This is a genomic window from Streptomyces sp. TRM68416 (genome assembly GCF_014596915.1).
Lineage (GTDB): Bacteria > Actinomycetota > Actinomycetes > Streptomycetales > Streptomycetaceae > Streptomyces.
The window spans coordinates 121,100-138,576 of record NZ_JACVWU010000001.1; the positions used below are offsets into that span (position 1 = coordinate 121,100).

11 protein-coding genes are annotated in these 17,477 nt (G+C 69.5%); 3 read left to right on the forward strand and 8 right to left on the reverse strand.

What is annotated here, in order from left to right; translation table 11 throughout:
* The first annotated feature begins 37 nt into the window (after positions 1 to 37).
* Positions 38 to 727 carry a TetR/AcrR family transcriptional regulator gene (locus ICC28_RS00555; RefSeq protein ID WP_188286331.1) on the forward strand — a complete coding sequence of 230 codons (690 nt, stop codon included), beginning with the start codon at positions 38 to 40 and terminating at the stop codon, positions 725 to 727.
* Here ICC28_RS00555 and ICC28_RS00560 read toward each other — a convergent pair.
* From ICC28_RS00560 to ICC28_RS00595, 8 genes are all read right to left on the reverse strand, one after another.
* The gene (locus ICC28_RS00560; protein WP_188286332.1) at positions 724 to 1,092 is read right to left on the reverse strand and encodes a 5-carboxymethyl-2-hydroxymuconate Delta-isomerase; all 369 of its coding nucleotides are present in this window, start codon (positions 1,090 to 1,092) and stop codon (positions 724 to 726) included. The two genes, ICC28_RS00555 and ICC28_RS00560, sit on opposite strands and share 4 nt — an antisense overlap.
* A 30-nt stretch (positions 1,093 to 1,122) precedes the next feature.
* Positions 1,123 to 2,739: a fused response regulator/phosphatase gene (locus tag ICC28_RS00565; RefSeq protein ID WP_188286333.1), complete on the reverse strand. Its 1,617-nt coding sequence runs from the start codon at positions 2,737 to 2,739 to the stop codon at positions 1,123 to 1,125.
* Positions 2,740 to 2,816: 77 nt separating this feature from the next.
* Positions 2,817 to 8,210 carry a pullulanase-type alpha-1,6-glucosidase gene (gene pulA / locus ICC28_RS00570; protein ID WP_188286334.1) on the reverse strand — a complete coding sequence of 1,798 codons (5,394 nt, stop codon included), beginning with the start codon at positions 8,208 to 8,210 and terminating at the stop codon, positions 2,817 to 2,819.
* A 106-nt stretch (positions 8,211 to 8,316) separates the two neighbouring features.
* A complete protein-coding gene (locus tag ICC28_RS00575) occupies positions 8,317 to 9,705 on the reverse strand; it encodes an alpha-amylase (protein ID WP_188286335.1) in 1,389 nt (462 codons plus the stop codon).
* A 119-nt stretch (positions 9,706 to 9,824) separates the two neighbouring features.
* Positions 9,825 to 11,495: a glycoside hydrolase family 13 protein gene (locus ICC28_RS00580; RefSeq protein ID WP_188286336.1), complete on the reverse strand. Its 1,671-nt coding sequence runs from the start codon at positions 11,493 to 11,495 to the stop codon at positions 9,825 to 9,827.
* Between the two features lie 116 nt (positions 11,496 to 11,611).
* Positions 11,612 to 12,520 carry a sugar ABC transporter permease gene (locus ICC28_RS00585; protein ID WP_188286337.1) on the reverse strand — a complete coding sequence of 303 codons (909 nt, stop codon included), beginning with the start codon at positions 12,518 to 12,520 and terminating at the stop codon, positions 11,612 to 11,614.
* A gap of 13 nt (positions 12,521 to 12,533) precedes the next feature.
* Positions 12,534 to 13,538, reverse strand: coding sequence for a carbohydrate ABC transporter permease (locus tag ICC28_RS00590; protein WP_188286338.1), 1,005 nt, complete (start codon positions 13,536 to 13,538; stop codon positions 12,534 to 12,536).
* Between the two features lie 98 nt (positions 13,539 to 13,636).
* Positions 13,637 to 14,905, reverse strand: a complete 1,269-nt coding sequence (locus tag ICC28_RS00595; RefSeq protein ID WP_188286339.1) for an extracellular solute-binding protein — start codon at positions 14,903 to 14,905, stop codon at positions 13,637 to 13,639.
* A 448-nt stretch (positions 14,906 to 15,353) separates the two neighbouring features.
* On the opposite strand from ICC28_RS00595, the gene ICC28_RS00600 reads away from it, so the two are divergent.
* Both ICC28_RS00600 and ICC28_RS00605 read left to right on the forward strand, forming a co-directional pair.
* The gene (locus ICC28_RS00600; protein ID WP_282702232.1) at positions 15,354 to 16,388 is read left to right on the forward strand and encodes a LacI family DNA-binding transcriptional regulator; all 1,035 of its coding nucleotides are present in this window, start codon (positions 15,354 to 15,356) and stop codon (positions 16,386 to 16,388) included.
* A gap of 130 nt (positions 16,389 to 16,518) precedes the next feature.
* Positions 16,519 to 17,388: a phosphatase PAP2 family protein gene (locus ICC28_RS00605; protein WP_188286341.1), complete on the forward strand. Its 870-nt coding sequence runs from the start codon at positions 16,519 to 16,521 to the stop codon at positions 17,386 to 17,388.
* The last annotated feature ends 89 nt before the right edge of the window (positions 17,389 to 17,477 follow it).

Genomic DNA, 17,477 nt, shown 5'->3' on the forward strand with positions numbered 1-17,477 from the left:
CCGTTCGAGGGCCGGATCCGATCGGTAAGGTGTTCGCATGAGTACCGGGGTACGCCGCAGGATGGGCGTCGAGGAGCGACGGCAGCAGCTGATCGGCGTCGCCCTCGAACTCTTCAGCCGCCGCTCGCCCGACGAGGTCTCCATCGACGAGATAGCGTCGGCCGCCGGCATCTCACGCCCGCTGGTCTACCACTACTTCCCCGGCAAACTCAGCCTGTACGAAGCCGCGTTGAAGCGCGCCTCGGACGATCTGGCGTCCCGGTTCGCGGAGCCGCACGAGGGTCCGCTGGGCGGGCGGCTGCTGCGGGTGATGCGCCGGTACTTCGACTTCGTCGACGAGCACGGCCCCGGTTTCTCGGCGCTGATGCGGGGCGGCCCTGCGGTCGGCTCCTCCACCACCAACGCCCTCATCGACTCCGTACGGCAGGCCGCCTACGAGCAGATCCTCTCCCACCTGGGCGTGCAGAACCCGCCCGCGCGGCTGGAACTGGTCGTCCGCTCCTGGATCTCCCTCGCCGAGTCGACGGCACTGATCTGGCTGGACGGCCGGCGCATCCCGCGCGCCGAGCTGGAAGTGCAGCTGGTCCACGACTTCGCCGCCCTGGCCGCCGTGAGCGCCGCCTACGACGAGGAGATGACGGCGCTGCTGCGGCACATGGTCAGGGACGAGCCCTCCGACGGCCCGTTCAGCGACCTGGTGGCCCGGCTGATCTCGCTGGCGTCCTAGATATCGGCCTTGCGGTAGGAGGCGTCGAGGTCGCGGACCTCGGCCGACAGGTGCAGGGTGAGGTGGTCGGCGGGGCCGACGTACTTGGGGAGGAGTGCGAGCACGGCCTCCGTGAGCTTCGCCTTCGTCTCCTCGGTGCGTCCGGCGAGGAGGCCGACGGTCACGTGCACGATGGCGTGCGGGAGGTTCTCCATGTCCTCGTAGGCGTAGGCGCCGTACGCCTCCCGGAACAGGGTCTTGCAGGCCTCCGGCCTGGCCGCCGCGATCTCCACGACCGCCTCGTGCAGCGCCCGCGCGAGGCCCTGCGCGTCGAAGGCGTCCGCGAAGTCCAGCGAGTTGGTGTAGTCGACGGTGATCTGCGGCATGGGCACTCCTGTTCGGGATGGCAACACGGGTCACCCTAGCTTCAGGGCCAGCATCGCGATGTCGTCCTCCCGGTCGTGGCCGAAGCAGCCGAGGAGCGTGTCGCACAGGGACGCCAGGTCCGGCGGGGTGTCGGCGGCGGCCGCGCGCAGTTGTTCCAGGGAGACGGCGAGGTCGGTGCCGCGGGTCTCGATCAGCCCGTCGGTGACCATGAGCAGACGGTCGGTGGGCGCCAGGAACAGCTCGGTGGGCTCGGACCGCTCCAGGCCGAGGCCGAGCAGCGGGCCGTTCGCCTTCACGTACTCGGCGTGGTTCCCTTCCCGCACGATCAGCGGCGGGATGTGGCCGGCGTTCGCGATCCTGGTGTGCCCGGTGTCCGGGCCGACCAGGGCCAGGCAGACGGTCGCCGTGACGTCGGGGTGGTAGTGCTGGAGCATCCGGTCCAGCCGCTCGGCGAGCACCCCGGGGTCGCTCTCGTGCACGCAGTAGGCGCGCAGCGCGTGCCGGATCTCGACCATGACGGTGGCCGCCTCCAGCGAGTGCCCGACCACGTCCCCGACCGCCACGAGCGTGCCGCCCCCGGTGCGCAGGGCGGCGTAGAAGTCCCCGCCGATCTCGGTCTGCCGGGAGGCGGGCACGTACCGCACGGCCAGGTCGACGCCGGGCAGGTGGGGCAGGCTCTGCGGCTGGGGCAGGAAGCTGTGCTGGAGGGTGAGCGCGATGTGCCGCTCCACCTGGTACATCAGCAGCGGTTCGGCGGCGAGCGCGGTGGCCTGGGCGAGCCGGACGACGGGTTCGTCCGCCGCCCGGCCGATCTGCGGGGTGCCGCGCACCGGCGTGGCGATGCACACCGGCGTCCGGCCCTCCTGGGTGAACGCCAGCACCACGCGCGCGTCGTCCGCCCGGCCGGGCCGGAAGAACCCGGCCGGCCACAGCGGCGCGGGAACGACCGTGGTGTGCACGCCGGTCCGCCCCTGCCCGATCCGGGTGATCAGCCGGGTCACCTCCTCGTGCGCACCGGCGTCCGGCAGCGCGAGCCGGCTCCTGGACGTGCCCACGCTCAGCTCGCCGTCCGGGCCGAGTACGAAGACGGCGGCGGGGCCGCCGGTGAGCCGGGCCGCGCCCTTGGCGGCCGCGTCGGCCAGCTCCTGCGTGCAGCGGGCGGCCTGCACCGTGACGATCGCCTCGGACAGCAGGTTCAGCCGGTGCGCCAGGGTCTCGGCGTCGGCGCCGCGCCGGGCCGCGCGCACCGCCGCCCGTACCACGGCCTGGATCTCCCGGGGTTCGGCGGGCACGGTCAGATAGGCGTCCCCGCCCGCGTCGAGTCCCTGGCACCGCTCCGCCGCCCCGCGGGGCGCGGCGGAGAAGTGCACGACGGGCAGCGCCGCGGTGGAGGGCTGGGCCCTGACCCGGCGGCACAGTTCGTAGCCGCTCATGTCCGGCAGCCCGACGTCCACGAGCGCCACGTCGGGCAGCACGCCGCCGTGCAGCCGTGTGTCGAGCTCCACGAGGGCCTCGCCGCCGCTGGCGACCGGGACGACCCGGTGTCCGGCGCGGCGCAGCACGGCGCCCATGGCGTAGCGGTTCGCCGCCACGTCGTCGACGACCATCACCGTCGTCGCAGCCGTGTCCTGGTCGTAGCCGTCCATCTCCGACAGTCCCTCGGGGTGAACACAAGGATGGAGCGGACCCGGGACCGGGTCCGCTCCATCAAGGTAATGCCGTATCAGGCAGTTCGGGAGAACACTGCGACAGTGCGCCCCGGAACGGCGAACGTGCCCGATACCCGCTCGTAGGACGAGGACCGGACGATAGAGTCCGCCCCCGAGGCCTGCACCTCGTGCAGTCGGTACCCCTGGCCTGCGAGAGAAACGATCCGCTGCTCCTGGGTGTCCGGCGTCGCGTTGAAGACGACCACCAGGTCCCCGAGCGTCATGGTGATCACGCCGGGCGTCTCGTCCTTCCCGGACAGCGGGAACGCCAGCCGCGACTGCACCCGGTCCGCGGTGCCGAGCGAGAAGACGCTCTCCGTCGTACGGATCCGCAGCAGGTCCCGGTACGCGGCCGAGGCCCCGTCGATCTGCTCGCAGCCCACCTTCACCGCGCCCAGCAGGGGCTTGGCGTACGGCCACTTGGACTGGTTGTCGGCGGCGATGGGCAGGCCGCGGCCGAAGCCGTTGCCGTCGGCGCAGTTCCAGTGGATGGCGTTGAACCAGTCACCGCTGTCGTAGGAGTTGCGGTCCAGCGACTTGGAGCGCAGCAGGTCGGTGCCGGCCTGGGAGAGCGCCGGGCCCTGCGAGAGGGTCGCGGTCGCCATGGCCAGGACCTGCATACGGGCCCGGTCGTCCGCGCTCACCGACGTGGGCAGCTTGAAGGCGAGCGCGTCGAACAGCGACTCGTTGTCGTGCGCGTCGGCGTAGGCGAGGGCGTCGCCGGGGGCGGCCGCGTAGCCGGCCGGTGCGCCGTTGTAGTCGACCTCGGCGCCCCTGACCTCCTTTCCGCTGGTGTCGGTGAAGCGGTAGTCGGCGAGGTTGCCGGACAGGCCCACCTTGATCAGGTCCTGGTAGTGCAGGAGGCGGGCCTTCTGCTCGGCCTCGGTGCCGTTGTTCTCCGAGGAGTTGGGCTCGGTGTACAGCCCGGACGCGAAGCCCTGGACGCCGGGGTCCTCGTCGAAGGGGCCGCCGCCGCGCACCGCGTCACGGGCGCGGTCGGAGAAGGTGGCGATGCCGGTGCCGGCCATGTTCTCTTGTGTGGCCTGCACGAACCGGGCGTCGTCGGCGACCTCGCCGAAGTTCCAGCCCTCGCCGTAGAGGATGATCTTCTTGCCGTCGACGCCGTCCTTGCGGAGGGTGAGCGCGTCGAGGGCCTTGCGGACGGCCAGGATGTTGGCCTTCGGGTGGTGGCCCATCAGGTCGAAGCGGAAGCCGTCGACCTTGTACTCCTTGGCCCAGGTGACGACCGAGTCCACGACGAGCTTGCCCATCATGGCGTTCTCGGTGGCCGTGTTGGCGCAGCAGGTGCTGTTGGCCACGGAGCCGTCGGCGAGGAGGCGCTGGTAGTAGCCGGGCACGATCCGGTCCAGGACGGAGGTGTCCGCCTGGCCGCTGGCCGCGGTGTGGTTGTAGACGACGTCCATGACGACCCGCAGGCCGCCCTCGTTGAGCGCCTTGACCATCTCACGGAACTCGACCGTACGGGCGGTGCCGTCGGGGTCGGTGGCGTAGGAGCCCTCCGGGACCGTGTAGTGGTACGGGTCGTAGCCCCAGTTGTAGGCGTCCTTCGCGGCGACCTTCGCCACGCACTCCTGCTGCTTGTCGGAGTCGGCCGGGAAGGCGGCGAGGTCGCAGTCGACGGTCGCCTGGTCGGACTTCCGCTCGGGGATGGTGGCGATGTCGAACGCGGGCAGCAGATGCACGTACGAGGTGCCCGCCTCCGCCAGCTTCCGCAGGTGCTTGGAGCCGTCGCTGAGCTTGTCGGTGAAGGCCCGGTAGGTGCCCGGGTGCGAGGCGGTGGCGTCCTCGACGGAGAAGTCCCGGACGTGCAGCTCCTGGATCTGCGCGTCCTTCAGCGGGACGGCCTTCGGCTTGGTGTACGTCGACCAGCCCGCCGGGGCCAGGGACTTGTCGCCCAGGTCGACGACGAGGCTGCGCTCGGAGTCCGCGGTCAGGGCGAGCGCGTAGGGGTCGGTGACCTTGTTGGTGACGACCTTGCGCACGCTGGGCGCCCACACCTTCACGACGTACCGGTAGGGCTTGCCCTTCCACGACTTCGGGCCGGTCACGGACCAGACGCCGGTGGCGGGGTCGCGCTTCATGGCGGCGGTGGAGCCACCGATCTCCAGCTTGACCGACTGCGCGGTCGGCGCCCAGACGGCCAGCGTCGGACGGCCCTTGTGGAAGGTCGGTCCGAGGTCGGCCTTCGTCCCGTCGTACAGGTCGTCGAGCACGCCCGCGATCTGCACGCCGGTCGCGGCGAGGACCGCCCCGTTGGCCGCGCGCTGGGAGGCGACGACCTGGCCGCGCAGGGCCTCGCGGACCCGGTCGCGGTCACGGGGGTCGACGGACCAGGCGGTGTACTCCTTCAGGTGCGGGAACTTCGCCTTCTGGGCGTCGGTGAGGGAGGCCCTCGACAGCCGCAGCCAGCGCTGGTCGGCACCGGTCAGGGCGCCGTCCGCGACGGCGATCGAGCCGGTGCGCGAGTACAGCAGCTGGGTGGAGGCCGCCGTGTCGGAGCCGTTCCAGGCGACGGTGTTCCGGTCGATCCAGACCGCCTTGGAGGTGGTCAGGTCGAGGGCGGCCGCGCTGCCCGCGGGCTGCGGCAGCAGGTACTTCTCCTGGCCGTTCAACAGCCACACCTCGTGGCCGTTCGCCCGGAGATCGAGCGACTGGTCGGACGGCAGGTCCTTCTCGTCGCCCTTGTGGATGATGTAGCTGAGGCTGGTGGCACCCTCGGTGAGCGGCACCTCGAAGACCGCGCCATAGGCATCAGTGTCCACCGGCTTCAGGGGGTTCGACCACTCGGTGGGGTTCGCGGCGCCGGTCCAGACGTGCAGGCCCCAGCCGTCGTAGTCGCCGTCGGCGCGGTGGTAGTGCAGGACGGCCTTGCTCTTGTCCTGCGCGGGGTACTCGGGCCGCTCGGTGAGCACGTCCTCCTTGCCCTGCTCGATCCAGATCTCGCCGGCCCTGGTGACGTCGATCGTGCGGTCGGCGGAGACGTCCTTGTTGCCGTCCTTGTCGATGACGAGGAAGCCGACGTCCGAGGCGCCGGGCTTCAACTTGACGTAGGCGAAGGCGCCGTAGGCGTCACGGCCGATGAACGGGTGGCTGTCCGGCCACTCCGTCGCCTCACCCTCGGCGAGGTCGCCCCAGGCGTACAGGCCCCAGTTCGCGTAGTCGCCGTCGGTGCGCTTGTAGTGGACGATCGCGTAGTCCCGGGCGGAGGCGGTGGGCGTCTCCTCGGCGGGCGGGGTGCCGGTGGCGGACGCCGCGGTGGCCGAGGCGGTCCGTCCGGCGGAGTCGATCACGACGGCCTTGTAGCGCAGGGCGGTGCCGGGCGGTACGTCCTTGCCGATGAACTGCGTGACCTTGTAGGGGGCGTGGTCGGCGGAGCCGAGGGTGCGCCACTTGCCGTTGCCGGTCTGGGCCGCGAAGACGACCCGGTTGAGCTGGCCGCCGTCGACGTCGGCGGAGATCTCCACCGTGCCGGTGGCACCGGTGTCCGGGGCCTTGAGGGTGATCGTCGGCTTGGCGGCGGGGGCGGCGAGCCTGCCGTCGGCCTTGAGGACGATCGCGGAACGGGCCGGGACGGTGACGGTGATCTTCTTGTCGGCGCCGGACTTCAGGTAGCGGTCGGTTCCATAGATGCCGTCGAAGCCCATGCGTGCGGAACCGGTCGCGAAGGTCGCCGTCTTCGCCTCGGCGGCGTTGTTGAAGGCGACGACGTACTCGGTGCGCGTCTTGGCGTCGGTGCGGGAGAAGGCGTAGACGCCGGCGCCGTCCTCGGCGTAGCGCTCGGTCTGGATGCCGTCGGTCAGGGCCGGGTGGGCCTTGCGGAGCTTGGCGAGAGCGCTGATCTGCCGGTAGAGCGGTGCGCTCGGGTCGTAGGCGTCGCTCGCGTGGGTGCGGTCGGTGCCGATCTGGTCGTCGTCCAGGTAGTCGGCGGTCTTGGAGGCGAACAGCGTCTGGCGGGCGTCCTTGTCGCCGCCGGAGCCGGTGAAGCCCTGCTCGTCGCCGTAGTAGACGACCGGGTTGCCGCGGCTGAGGAACATCAGCTCGTTGGCTAGCTTCGCCTTCTTCAGCAGCCGGGCGTCGGTGGCGCCCTTGTCGTCCTGGTTCAGGAAGTAGCCGATGCGGCCCATGTCGTGGTTGCCGAGGAAGGTGACCTGCTCGTACGCGTTGGCCGTGCCGGTCGTGTACTTGTAGTCGTCGGCGAAGACGTCCGCGAGCCGCTGCGCGCTGCCGCCCTGGGAGGCGTACTGGCGGGCCGCCTCCTGGAAGGGGAAGTCCAGCGTGGCGTCGAGGCCGCCCCGGGTGACGTACGGGGAGGTGATGTCGGTGTCGGCGGAGTAGACCTCGCCGAACATGAAGAAGTCGTCCCGGCCCCGCTTGGCCGCGTAGGCGTCCAGGGCGGTGGCCCACTGGGTCCAGAACTCCATGTTGACGTGCTTGACGGTGTCGACGCGGAAGCCGTCGATGTCGAAGTCCTTGACCCACCGCTGGTAGATCTTCTGCATTCCTCGCACGACCTCGGGACGCTCGGTCCACAGGTCGTCGAGGCCGGAGAAGTCGCCGTGCTCGGAGCTCTCGCCGGCGAAGGTGGAGTCACCCCGGTTGTGGTACATCGTCGGGTCGTTGAGCCACGACGGGACCTTGTTGTTCCTGGTGGCCTTCGGGGTGCGGGGGAAGGAGTCGGCGTCGACGGCCGGGAACCCGGACTTCCCGTCCGCGTAGTCGGCGTCGTCGAAGGGCTCGCCGTCCTTGGTCAGGTACGGGAAGGCGCCCTGGGAGAGGTAGTCGTAGGACTTCTCCGCGTAGTCGACGACGTCGGCGGTGTGGTTGGTGATGACGTCGAAGTAGACCTTCATGCCCTTGGCGTGCGCCTTGGAGATGAGGGTCTTCAGGTCCTTGTTGGTGCCGAAGTGCGGGTCGACCTGGGTGAAGTCGGTGATCCAGTAGCCGTGGTAGCCGGCCGAGGCGTCGGCCCCGGTGCCCTGCACGGGCTGGTTCTTGAAGATCGGCGCCATCCAGATGGAGGTGGTGCCGAGGCCCTTGATGTAGTCGAGCTTCTTGGTCAGGCCCTTGAGGTCGCCACCCTGGTAGAAGCCCTTGTCGGTGGGGTCGTAGCCGGTGGACAGCCGCGAACCGGTGAGGCCGCCCCTGTCGTTGGACTTGTCCCCGTTGGCGAAACGGTCCGGCAGGACGAAGTAGAACTGCTCACGCGTGGCATCGTGCCGGGCGGGCTCCGAGGCGAGCTTCGCGTCGGAGGGGGGCGCCGGCGGAGTGGCTGCCCCGGCGGCGAGGGGCTGGACGAGCGCTGCGGCCAGCGCGGTCGCGGTGACCGCGGCGACCCGTCCAGCTCTGATGGTGCGGCGCCTGAAGGGCGCGGGCCCTCTCGGTATCACGGACGTGGACTCCTTGCGACGACGGCTCTCTTGGGTCCGACCCCGCGCGACCGTATCGCCGCCGAAAGGATTACAGCAAGAGTCCTGAAACGATTAGCAAGAAGTTTCAGCAGCCCGTTTTGCCGGTGTAGATCGCCAGGGCGGTGCGGGCGCCCAGAGTGGCGGTGAACTGGCCGCCGGCGTTCACGGTCACCGGCGTGTTGTTCTGCACGTTGCAGTACGTACCGGCGGGCAGCGACGTCTGGAAGGTGCGGGTCAGCGAGCCGGACTCGTGGTTGATGGCCACGTAGCCCTTGTTGCCCCGACCGAAGGCGATGGCGTTGTTGCCGTTGTCCCACCAGTTGGTGACCGACTCACCGCGCGTGGCGTTGCGGAAGGCGACCATGCGCTGGATCTCCGGCCAGGCGTGCTGGCACTTCCAGCCGTCCTGCCAGCAGGCGTTGACGGTACCGCCGTTGGGCGGTCCTGCGTCGTGGTCGGTGAACTCGTAGCCGGAGTTGATGTCCGGGGCGCCGTAGGGCCAGGCCAGCATGAAGACGTTGGCCAGCGTGTAGGTGGCGCCGTCCTTGTAGTTGAGGGTGGAGCCGTTGCGCTCGGTGTCGTGGTTGTCGACGAAGACGCCGGCGACGCCGCTGTTCAGGTAGCCCCAGCCCTCGCCGTAGTTCTTCAGGTAGGCGAGCTTCTCGTTGTGGAAGACGCGCTTGAGGTCGTAGGCGTAGCGGAACTCCTGGACGTCGCCGTTGCCGGTGTACTCGGTGGGCTGGACGGCCTCTCCGCTGCCGTAGATGACCTCCTGCTTCCAGTACGCCGACGGGTTGCTCAGCCGGGACTTGATGTCGGCGAGGTCGGCGGCGTCCATGTGCTTGGCGGCGTCGATGCGGAAGCCGTCGACGCCGAGCGAGAGGAGGTCGTTCAGGTACCCGGCGATGGCGCCGCGGACGTACGGCTCGCCGGTGTCCAGGTCGGCCAGGCCCACCAGTTCGCAGCGCTGGACGTTCCAGCGGTCCTGGTAGTTGGTTATCTGGCTGGTGCAGTCGTCGAAGTCGAACGACGAGTACAGGCCCGGGTAGTTGTACTTCGTGTACGACGAACCGCCGGTGCCGGTGCCGTTGCCCGCGGACATGTGGTTGATGACGGCGTCGACGACGACCTTCACGCCGGCCGCGTGGCAGGTGTTCACCATGTTCCGGAAGGCGGCGCGGTCACCGAGACGTCCGGCGATCTTGTAGCTGACGGGCTGGTACGAGGTCCACCACTGCGCGCCCTGTATGTGCTCGGCAGGCGGGGAAACCTGCACGTAGCCGTAGCCGGCGGGGCCCAGGCGGTTGGTGCACTCGGCGGCGACGGAGGCGAACTTCCACTCGAAGAGCACCGCGGTGACGTCCTTGGTGCCGGGCGGGGAGGCCTGGGCGGTGCCGGGGGCGAGGACGGCGGCCGTGGCGGCGAGCGCGAGTGCGGCGGCGCCCGAGAGAGCTCTGGTTCTGGTTCTGGCCATGTGGGGTTCCTTCATCTTTGAAGGGGATGGTTGAAATCTTGCAGAAACCTTGCGGTGGCCAGATGTTAAAGGCCCGCTGCCCAAAAGGGCAGCGGGCCGTGGGAAGTTGCTGCAAGAAGTTACACGCCCGTGCTGAACCAGACGGTCGTGTCCGCCGGAACCTTCGTCTCGCCGTCCGCCTCGGTGACCTCGTCGCTGGCGAGCAGCACGCGGCCGTGGGCGGGGGTCGTCACCGACTCGCCGCTGGTGTTGGCCACGCAGACGAACTCCCCGCGCCGGAAGGCGAGAACGCCCTCGGGGGCCTTCAGCCACTCCACCTCGTCGCCGGCGCCCAGGTCGGGGTGGTCACGGCGGGCGGCCAGGGCGGAGCGGTACAGCTCCAGGGTCGAGCCCGCGACGCCGGTCTGGGCCTCCACGCTCAGGTCCGCCCAGTCCGCCGGCTGCGGGAGCCAGCTGCCGCCCGTGCCGAAGCCGTAGGAGGAGCCCTCGCGGGTCCACGGGATCGGGACGCGGCAGCCGTCACGGAAGCCGTCCTGGCCCGCGCCGCGGAAGTAGGCGGGGTCCTGGCGGACCTCGTCGGGCAGGTCGACGACGTCCGGCAGGCCGAGTTCCTCGCCCTGGTAGACGTACGCCGAACCCGGCAGCGCCAGCATCAGGAGCGTGGCGGCGCGGGCGCGGCGCAGGCCCAGGGCGCGGTCGCCCGCGGTGCGGATCTGGGTGCCCAGGCCCGGCGGGTTGGCGAAGCGGGTCGCGTGCCGGGTCACGTCGTGGTTGGACAGGACCCAGGTGGCGGGGGCGCCGACCGGGCGCATGGCGTCCAGCGTGCGGTCGATGACCGTGCGCAGCTCCTCGGCGTCCCATTCGGTGCCCAGGTACTGGAAGTTGAAGGCCTGGTGCAGCTCGTCGGGGCGGACGTAGTTGGCGGTGCGCTCGACGGTGGGGGTCCATGCCTCGGCGACGAAGATGCGCTCGCCCGCGTACTCGTCGAGGATGGTGCGCCACTGCCGGTAGATGGCGTGCACGCCGTCCTGGTCGAAGAACGGCATGACATCGTTGCCCAGCAGCTTGAGCTGATCGCCGGCCCCGCCGATGTCCGGCAGGCCCTCCGCCTTCACCATGCCGTGGGCCACGTCGATGCGGAAGCCGTCGACGCCCATGTCCAGCCAGAAGCGCAGGATGGAGCGGAACTCGTCGCCGACCGCCGGGTGTTCCCAGTTGAAGTCGGGCTGCTCGGGGGCGAAGAGGTGCAGGTACCACTCGCCGTCCTCGACCCGGGTCCAGGCGGGGCCGCCGAAGATGGACTCCCAGTCGTTGGGCGGCAGTTCGCCGTTCTCGCCCTTGCCGGGGCGGAAGTGGTAGCGGGCGCGGGCCGGCGAGCCGGGGCCCTCGCGCAGGGCGCGCTGGAACCACTCGTGCTGGTCGGAGGAGTGGTTGGGGACCAGGTCGACGATGATCCGGAGACCGAGCTCGTGGGCGTCGCGGATCAGCGCGTCGGCGTCCAGCAGGTTGCCGAACATCGGGTCCACGGCCCGGTAGTCGGCGACGTCGTAGCCGGCGTCGGCCTGTGGGGAGGCGTAGAACGGGCTGAGCCACACGGCGTCCACGCCGAGGTCGCGCAGGTACGGGAGTCGGGAGCGTACGCCTTCCAGGTCGCCCATGCCGTCGCCGTTGCTGTCGGCGAAGCTGCGCGGATAGACCTGGTAGATCACCGCGTCTCTCCACCAGTCGCGGCGGTGGGCGACGGTGGCGACGGCGGAGTTCTGGGCCGGGTCGGCGGAGTGCTGGCTCATGGCTTCCTTGATGCGTAAAGGAGTCATCGGGTGGGGGTTCGGGGGCGGCTGGCGAGGCGGCCGCGATGACAGCGGGGTCGGATGGACACCGCGGCCGCCTCGGGTCGTGGGGGCGTCTAGCCCTTGGTGCCGCCGGCGGTCAGGCCGGTCACCAGGTTCTTCTGCACGACGTAGAAGAACGCGGTGACGGGTATGGCGACGAGTACCGCGGTGGCGGCCATGAGATGACGCTGGGCGTCGTGCTCGCTGACGAAGGTCTGCAGGGCGACGGCGAAGGTGTACTTCGTGTCGGACAGCATGAACGTCGAGGCGAAGGCGACCTCGCCGAACGCGGTGATGAAGCTGTAGAAGCCGGCGACCGCCAGGCCCGGCTTGGCGAGCGGCAGGATCAGCCGGACGAACGTGCCGAAGGGCGACAGTCCGTCGACGCGGCCGGCCTCGTCGATCTCGAACGGAATGGTGTCGAAGTAGCCCTTGAGCAGCCAGGCGCAGTACGGCACCGCGGTCGAGCAGTAGACCAGGATCAGACCGAGGTAGCTGTCGACCAGCTGGAGTTCGGAGAGGATCTGGTACATCGGCACGATGAGGACGGCGATCGGGAACATCTGGGTGACCAGGAGGACCCACATGAACCTCTTGTAGCCCGGGAACCGCATCCGGGAGACCGCGTAGCCGGTGGTGGCGGCGATGATGACGCCGATGACCGTGGTGCCGAGCGAGACGACGAGCGTGCTCCACAGCCAGTGGAAGAAGTTCGTCTCCGTCAGGACGAAGGAGTAGTTGTCCAGGGTCATCTTCCCCCAGATGCCGCCCGGGTGGAGGTAGTCGTCCTTGTCCGGGCCGAGCGAGAGGAAGATCAGCCAGGCGATCGGGAAGAGGGCGGCGAGGCTCGCGACGGTCAGGATGCCGTGGGAGAGCAGCGAGGCTGCCGGGCTGCGCTCGCCGCGGCGGCGCACCTTGCCCTGCGGTTCCATCGGGCGCTCCTCGGGCGCGTGGGCGGAGGTCTCAACGGTAGTGGTGCTCATGGGAACTCCTGCCTCAGATCGCGAGCTGCTGGTCATTGCGGTTCAGCCAGCGGCGGTAGAAGGAGGTGAAGACGACCAGGATGGCGAGCAGCAGCATGCCGTAGGCGGCCGACTGGGCGAAGTCGCGCGGCTGCTGGCCGAAGCCGAGGTAGTAGGCCCAGGTGACCAGGATCTGGGCGTCGGGCGCGGTGTCGCCGAACAGCAGGAAGATGATGGCGAACTGGTTGAAGGTCCAGATGATGCCGAGCAGGACCACCGTGGAGCTGACCGAGCGCAGGCCGGGCAGGGTGACGTAGCGGAACTGCTGCCACTTGCTCGCGCCGTCCATCTCGGCGGCCTCGTAGAGCGTGGAGTCGATGGACTGCAGTCCGCCGAGCAGCGAGAGCATCATGAACGGCACACCGCACCAGGTGTTGACCATGATCGCGGCGAACCGCTGCCAGAAGGTGTCCTCCAGCCACAGTGGGGTCGGCAGGTGGAGGGTCTCCAGGAAGGAGTTGATGACGCCGCCGTCGGCGAGCATGAAGCGCCAGCCGAAGACGGTGACGAAGGTCGGCACGGCCCACGGCAGGATGAGGATCAGCCGGTACAGGGTGCGGCCGCGCAGCTTCTGGTTGAGCAGCAGCGCGAGGCCGAGGCCGATGGAGTAGTGCAGGGCGACACAGGCGGCCGTCCAGAAGATCGTCCAGAGGAAGTGCGACCAGAAGCGTTCGTAGGCGGTCTCGCCCCACAGGATGTCGGCGTAGTTGTCGAGGCCGATGAACTTGTAGGTCGCCTCGATCTCGTTGGCGCCGATGGTGCGCGCGGTGTTGAGGCTGTTGGCGTCCGTGAGCGTGAGGTAGAAGCCGTACGCCAGGGGGTACAGCACCAGGACGCCGAGCACGACGACCACGGGCGTGATCATCGCGTAGGCGTACCAGTGCTTCTGGTAGGCACGCTTCAGACGCTGGCCCGTCCCGGGCCGCGGCGCACGGTCACCGCGGCGCTTGCCGGTGGCGCGGTCGATGGCGACTGTCATGGTTCTCGACACCTTCTGGAAGATCTGGGTGGGCCTGCGCAGGCCGGCGGCCGCCGGGTCCCGTCCCCACCTTCAGCGGGACCCGGCGGCCACTGGCATTACTTGCTGAAGTCCGGCACCAGCTTGGCGATGGACGTCTCAGCGCTGCTCAGGCCCTTGTCCAGGGACTTCTTGCCGCCGGCGACGGCGAGCAGCTCGGAGTCCAGCGGGCCCCACAGGGAGCTGTACTCGGGCAGGGCCGGGCGCGGCTGGGCCACGGACAGGACGTCCTGGTAGCCGGCGATGCCCGGGTCGGCGACGACCTTGACGGTGTAGGCGTCGTCACGCGTGGGCAGCGTGTTGTTCTTCAGCGCGATGGTCTCCTGGGCGTGCGCGGAGGTCATGAAGTTGACGAACTTCAGGGCCGCCTCCTGGTGCGCGGCGTCGGAGCCGGCGTAGACCGACAGGTTGTGGCCGCCCGTCGGGGCGCCCTGACCGGCCGAGCCGCCCGGAACCTTGGCGATGCCGAGGTTGTTCTTGTCCTTGAAGGCCGAGCCCTTGTAGAAGTTGGTGATCTCCCACGGGCCCTGGATGATCGCGGCGACCTTGCCGCTGACGAACGCCTCCTGGATGTGGGCGTAGGCGTCGGCGGTGGTGTCGGCCTTGTGCAGGCCCTTGCCGTCGAAGAGCTCCAGCCAGGTGCCGTACGCCTTCTTGGCCTCCGGGGAGTTCACGGTGATCTTCTTGGCGTCGGCGTCGACGGTGTCGGTGCCCTCGCCGTGCAGGAAGGACTGGGCGTAGTAGGCCTGGGTGGAGCCCCAGTAGCCGTCGACGCCGGTCTTGTCCTTGATCGTGGCGGCGGCCTTCTTCAGGTCGTCCCAGGTCTCGGGGGCCTTGACACCGGCCTTGGCGAAGAGCTCCTTGTTGTAGACGAGCGCCAGGGTGTCCGTGGTGAACGGCACGCCGTAGGTCTTGCCCTCGTACTTGGCCTGCTCCAGCAGGTTGGGCTTGAACTTGCTCTCGTCCTTGAGCGCCTCCGTGCCGTCCAGCGGCAGGAAGAAGCCCTTCTTGGCGAAGGCGGGGGTCCAGCCGACCTCGGAGCGCAGGATGTCCGGGGCACCCTTGGAACCGGCGGCGGTGTCGAACTTGTTCTGCGCCTGGTCGAAGGGGACGTTGACGTACTTGACCTTGATGTTCTTGTTGGCGGCCTCGAACTCCTTGACCAGGGCCTTGTACGTCGGCGCCTCGTTGGTGGCGTTGGAGGTGTCCCACCAGGTGAGGGTGACCGGACCGCCGGCCTTGTCGCCGCTGTCGCTGTCTCCGCCGCAGGCCGTCGCCGCGAGGGCGAGGGACGCCACCAGCGCGGTGGCCGCTATGCCACGCCGCATGAGTTCTCCTTGAGGGTGAAAGCCCGTGTGGTGCAGGGTCCGGACCCGTCGTCCCGTCCCTGCTGTGCAGGATCCGGACCCGTCGTTCCGTACCCGCTGTGCAGGGGGCGGTCCCGTCGTCCGTCCCTGCGACTTGCCGACTGCGCCGTTGCGGCCGCCGGGCGACGTGAACGTAACAGCGATGTAAGCGTTGCGAAAGACCTTGCAGAAAAAAAGTGCAAGGCGTCTCAGAAGTTACTCGGGCGTGACCTCTCGTCGACCGCCGTGAGACCGTTGTTCCGCGGGGTTGAGCGGCGGCGGCGACTGCTGTGCAAGACTCTGCAAGCTCTTGCCATCCGTTTCACGAGGGGACGCCATGACGCAGCAAGGCGCACCGCGCCGGTCAACCGCCCGCACCCGGCGTCCGATTGGTGTGCAAGGCGCGATACGACCGGTACAGTCCGGTGCCGTGACCACACGGCTTGCTGACATCGCTGCGCAAGCGGGGGTGAGCGAAGCGACAGTCAGCCGGGTGCTGAACGGAAAGCCGGGCGTCGCCGCCACCACCCGCCAGTCCGTGCTCGCCGCACTCGACGTGCTGGGCTACGAACGCCCCGTCCGGCTGCGGCAGCGCAGCGAGGGCCTGGTGGGCCTGATCACCCCGGAGCTGGAGAACCCGATATTCCCGGCCCTCGCCCAGGTCATCGGCCAGGCGCTGACCCGGCAGGGCTACACCCCGGTGCTCGCCACCCAGACCCCGGGCGGCTCCACCGAGGACGAGCTGACCGAGATGCTGGTGGACCGCGGGGTCGCGGGCATCATCTACGTCTCCGGACTGCACGCGGACACCACCGCCGACATGCAGCGCTACGAGCGGCTGCGCGCCCAGGGCGTCCCGTTCGTGCTGGTGGACGGCTTCTCCCCCAAGGTGCAGGCGCCGTTCATCTCCCCCGACGACCGGGCCGCGATGACCCTGGCCGTCACACACCTCGCCTCCCTCGGCCACACCCGGATCGGCCTGGCCCTCGGCCCCAAGCGATTCGTGCCGGTCCAGCGCAAGATCGAGGGCTTCGTGCGCGCGATGCAGGACCAGGTGAGCCTCGCCGCGGAGGTCATAGAGACCGAACTCGTCCAGCACTCCCTGTACACCCTGGAGGGCGGCCAGGCAGCCGCCACGGCGCTCATCGACCGCGACTGCACCGCGGTGGTCTGCGCGAGCGACATGATGGCCCTCGGCGCGATACGGGCGGCCCGGCAGCGGGGCCTCGAGGTACCCACGGACTTCTCCGTCGTCGGCTTCGACGACTCCCCCCTGATCGCCTTCACCGACCCGCCCCTGACGACCGTCCGCAAGCCGGTCCCCGCGATGGGCCAGGCCGCGGTGCGCACGTTGCTGGAGGAGATCGGCGGGACTCCCGCACCGCACAGTGAATTCGTGTTCATGCCGGAGCTGGTGGTGCGCGGTTCGACCGCTTCGGCCCCTGGGGACCGAAATCGTCCCTAGGGCGGAGAATGATCGGCCGCCGCCGGTACAGCCGTAGGAGAGGCGGACGTCCCGCCGTCGTAGGACGTGCGAGGAGAACCCGACCAGGGGACGATCGAGGGGTAAGGCATTTCTGGCAGACTCTGTGCCTATGGGTGAAGCGACCGTGACCGAGTTGGGAGACCGCACACAGGCGGCCGTTCCGCACTCCGTCACGGACCCGGACAGGCCGGGCCTGCGGGACCGGCTGCGCACCCCGCGCCGCCCCCGGCTGTGGTTCGAGATCCTGCTGATCGCGGTGAGTTACTGGACGTACTCACTGATCCGCAACGCCGTCCCCGAGCAGCGGGCCGAGGCGCTGCGCAACGCCGACTGGATCTGGCAGGCGGAACGCACCCTCGGGCTCGCCGTCGAGCAGTCGTTCAACCACGCGGTGAACTCGGTGACCTGGCTCATCGTGGCCATGAACTACTACTACGCCACGCTGCACTTCGTGGTGACACTGGGTGTCCTGGTGTGGCTCTACCGCAGCCATCCCGGACGCTACGCGGCGACCCGCACCGTCCTCTTCGCGACCACCGGCGTCGCCCTCCTCGGCTACTACCTGTATCCGCTGGCGCCGCCCCGGCTGATGACCGGCGAGCACTTCATCGACACCGTCATGGTCCACGAGACCTGGGGCTCGATGGCCTCCGGCGACCTGAAGAACATGTCGAACCAGTACGCCGCGATGCCGTCCATGCACATCGGCTGGTCCCTGTGGTGCGGCCTGACGATCTTCGCGCTCGCCTCCGTGCCCTGGGCGAAGGTCCTCGGCCTGCTCTACCCGGCGGCCACCCTCGTCGTGATCGTCGCCACGGCCAACCACTTCTGGCTGGACGCGGTGGGCGGCGTCCTGTGCCTGGGCTTCGGGTACGCCGTGGCGCGGGCCTGGTACGGGGCGCTGCCGCATGCGCTGCCGCGGCTGGTGCCGGGCGACGGCCGGGGCGAACCTGCGGCGTCCGGGGCTCACGCGCCGTAGAGCAGGTCGGCTGGTGTTGGGGGGCGGGGGCTCGCGTCTTGTGGGACGGGTCGGCTGGTGTTGGGGGGCCGGGGCTCGCGTCTTGTAGA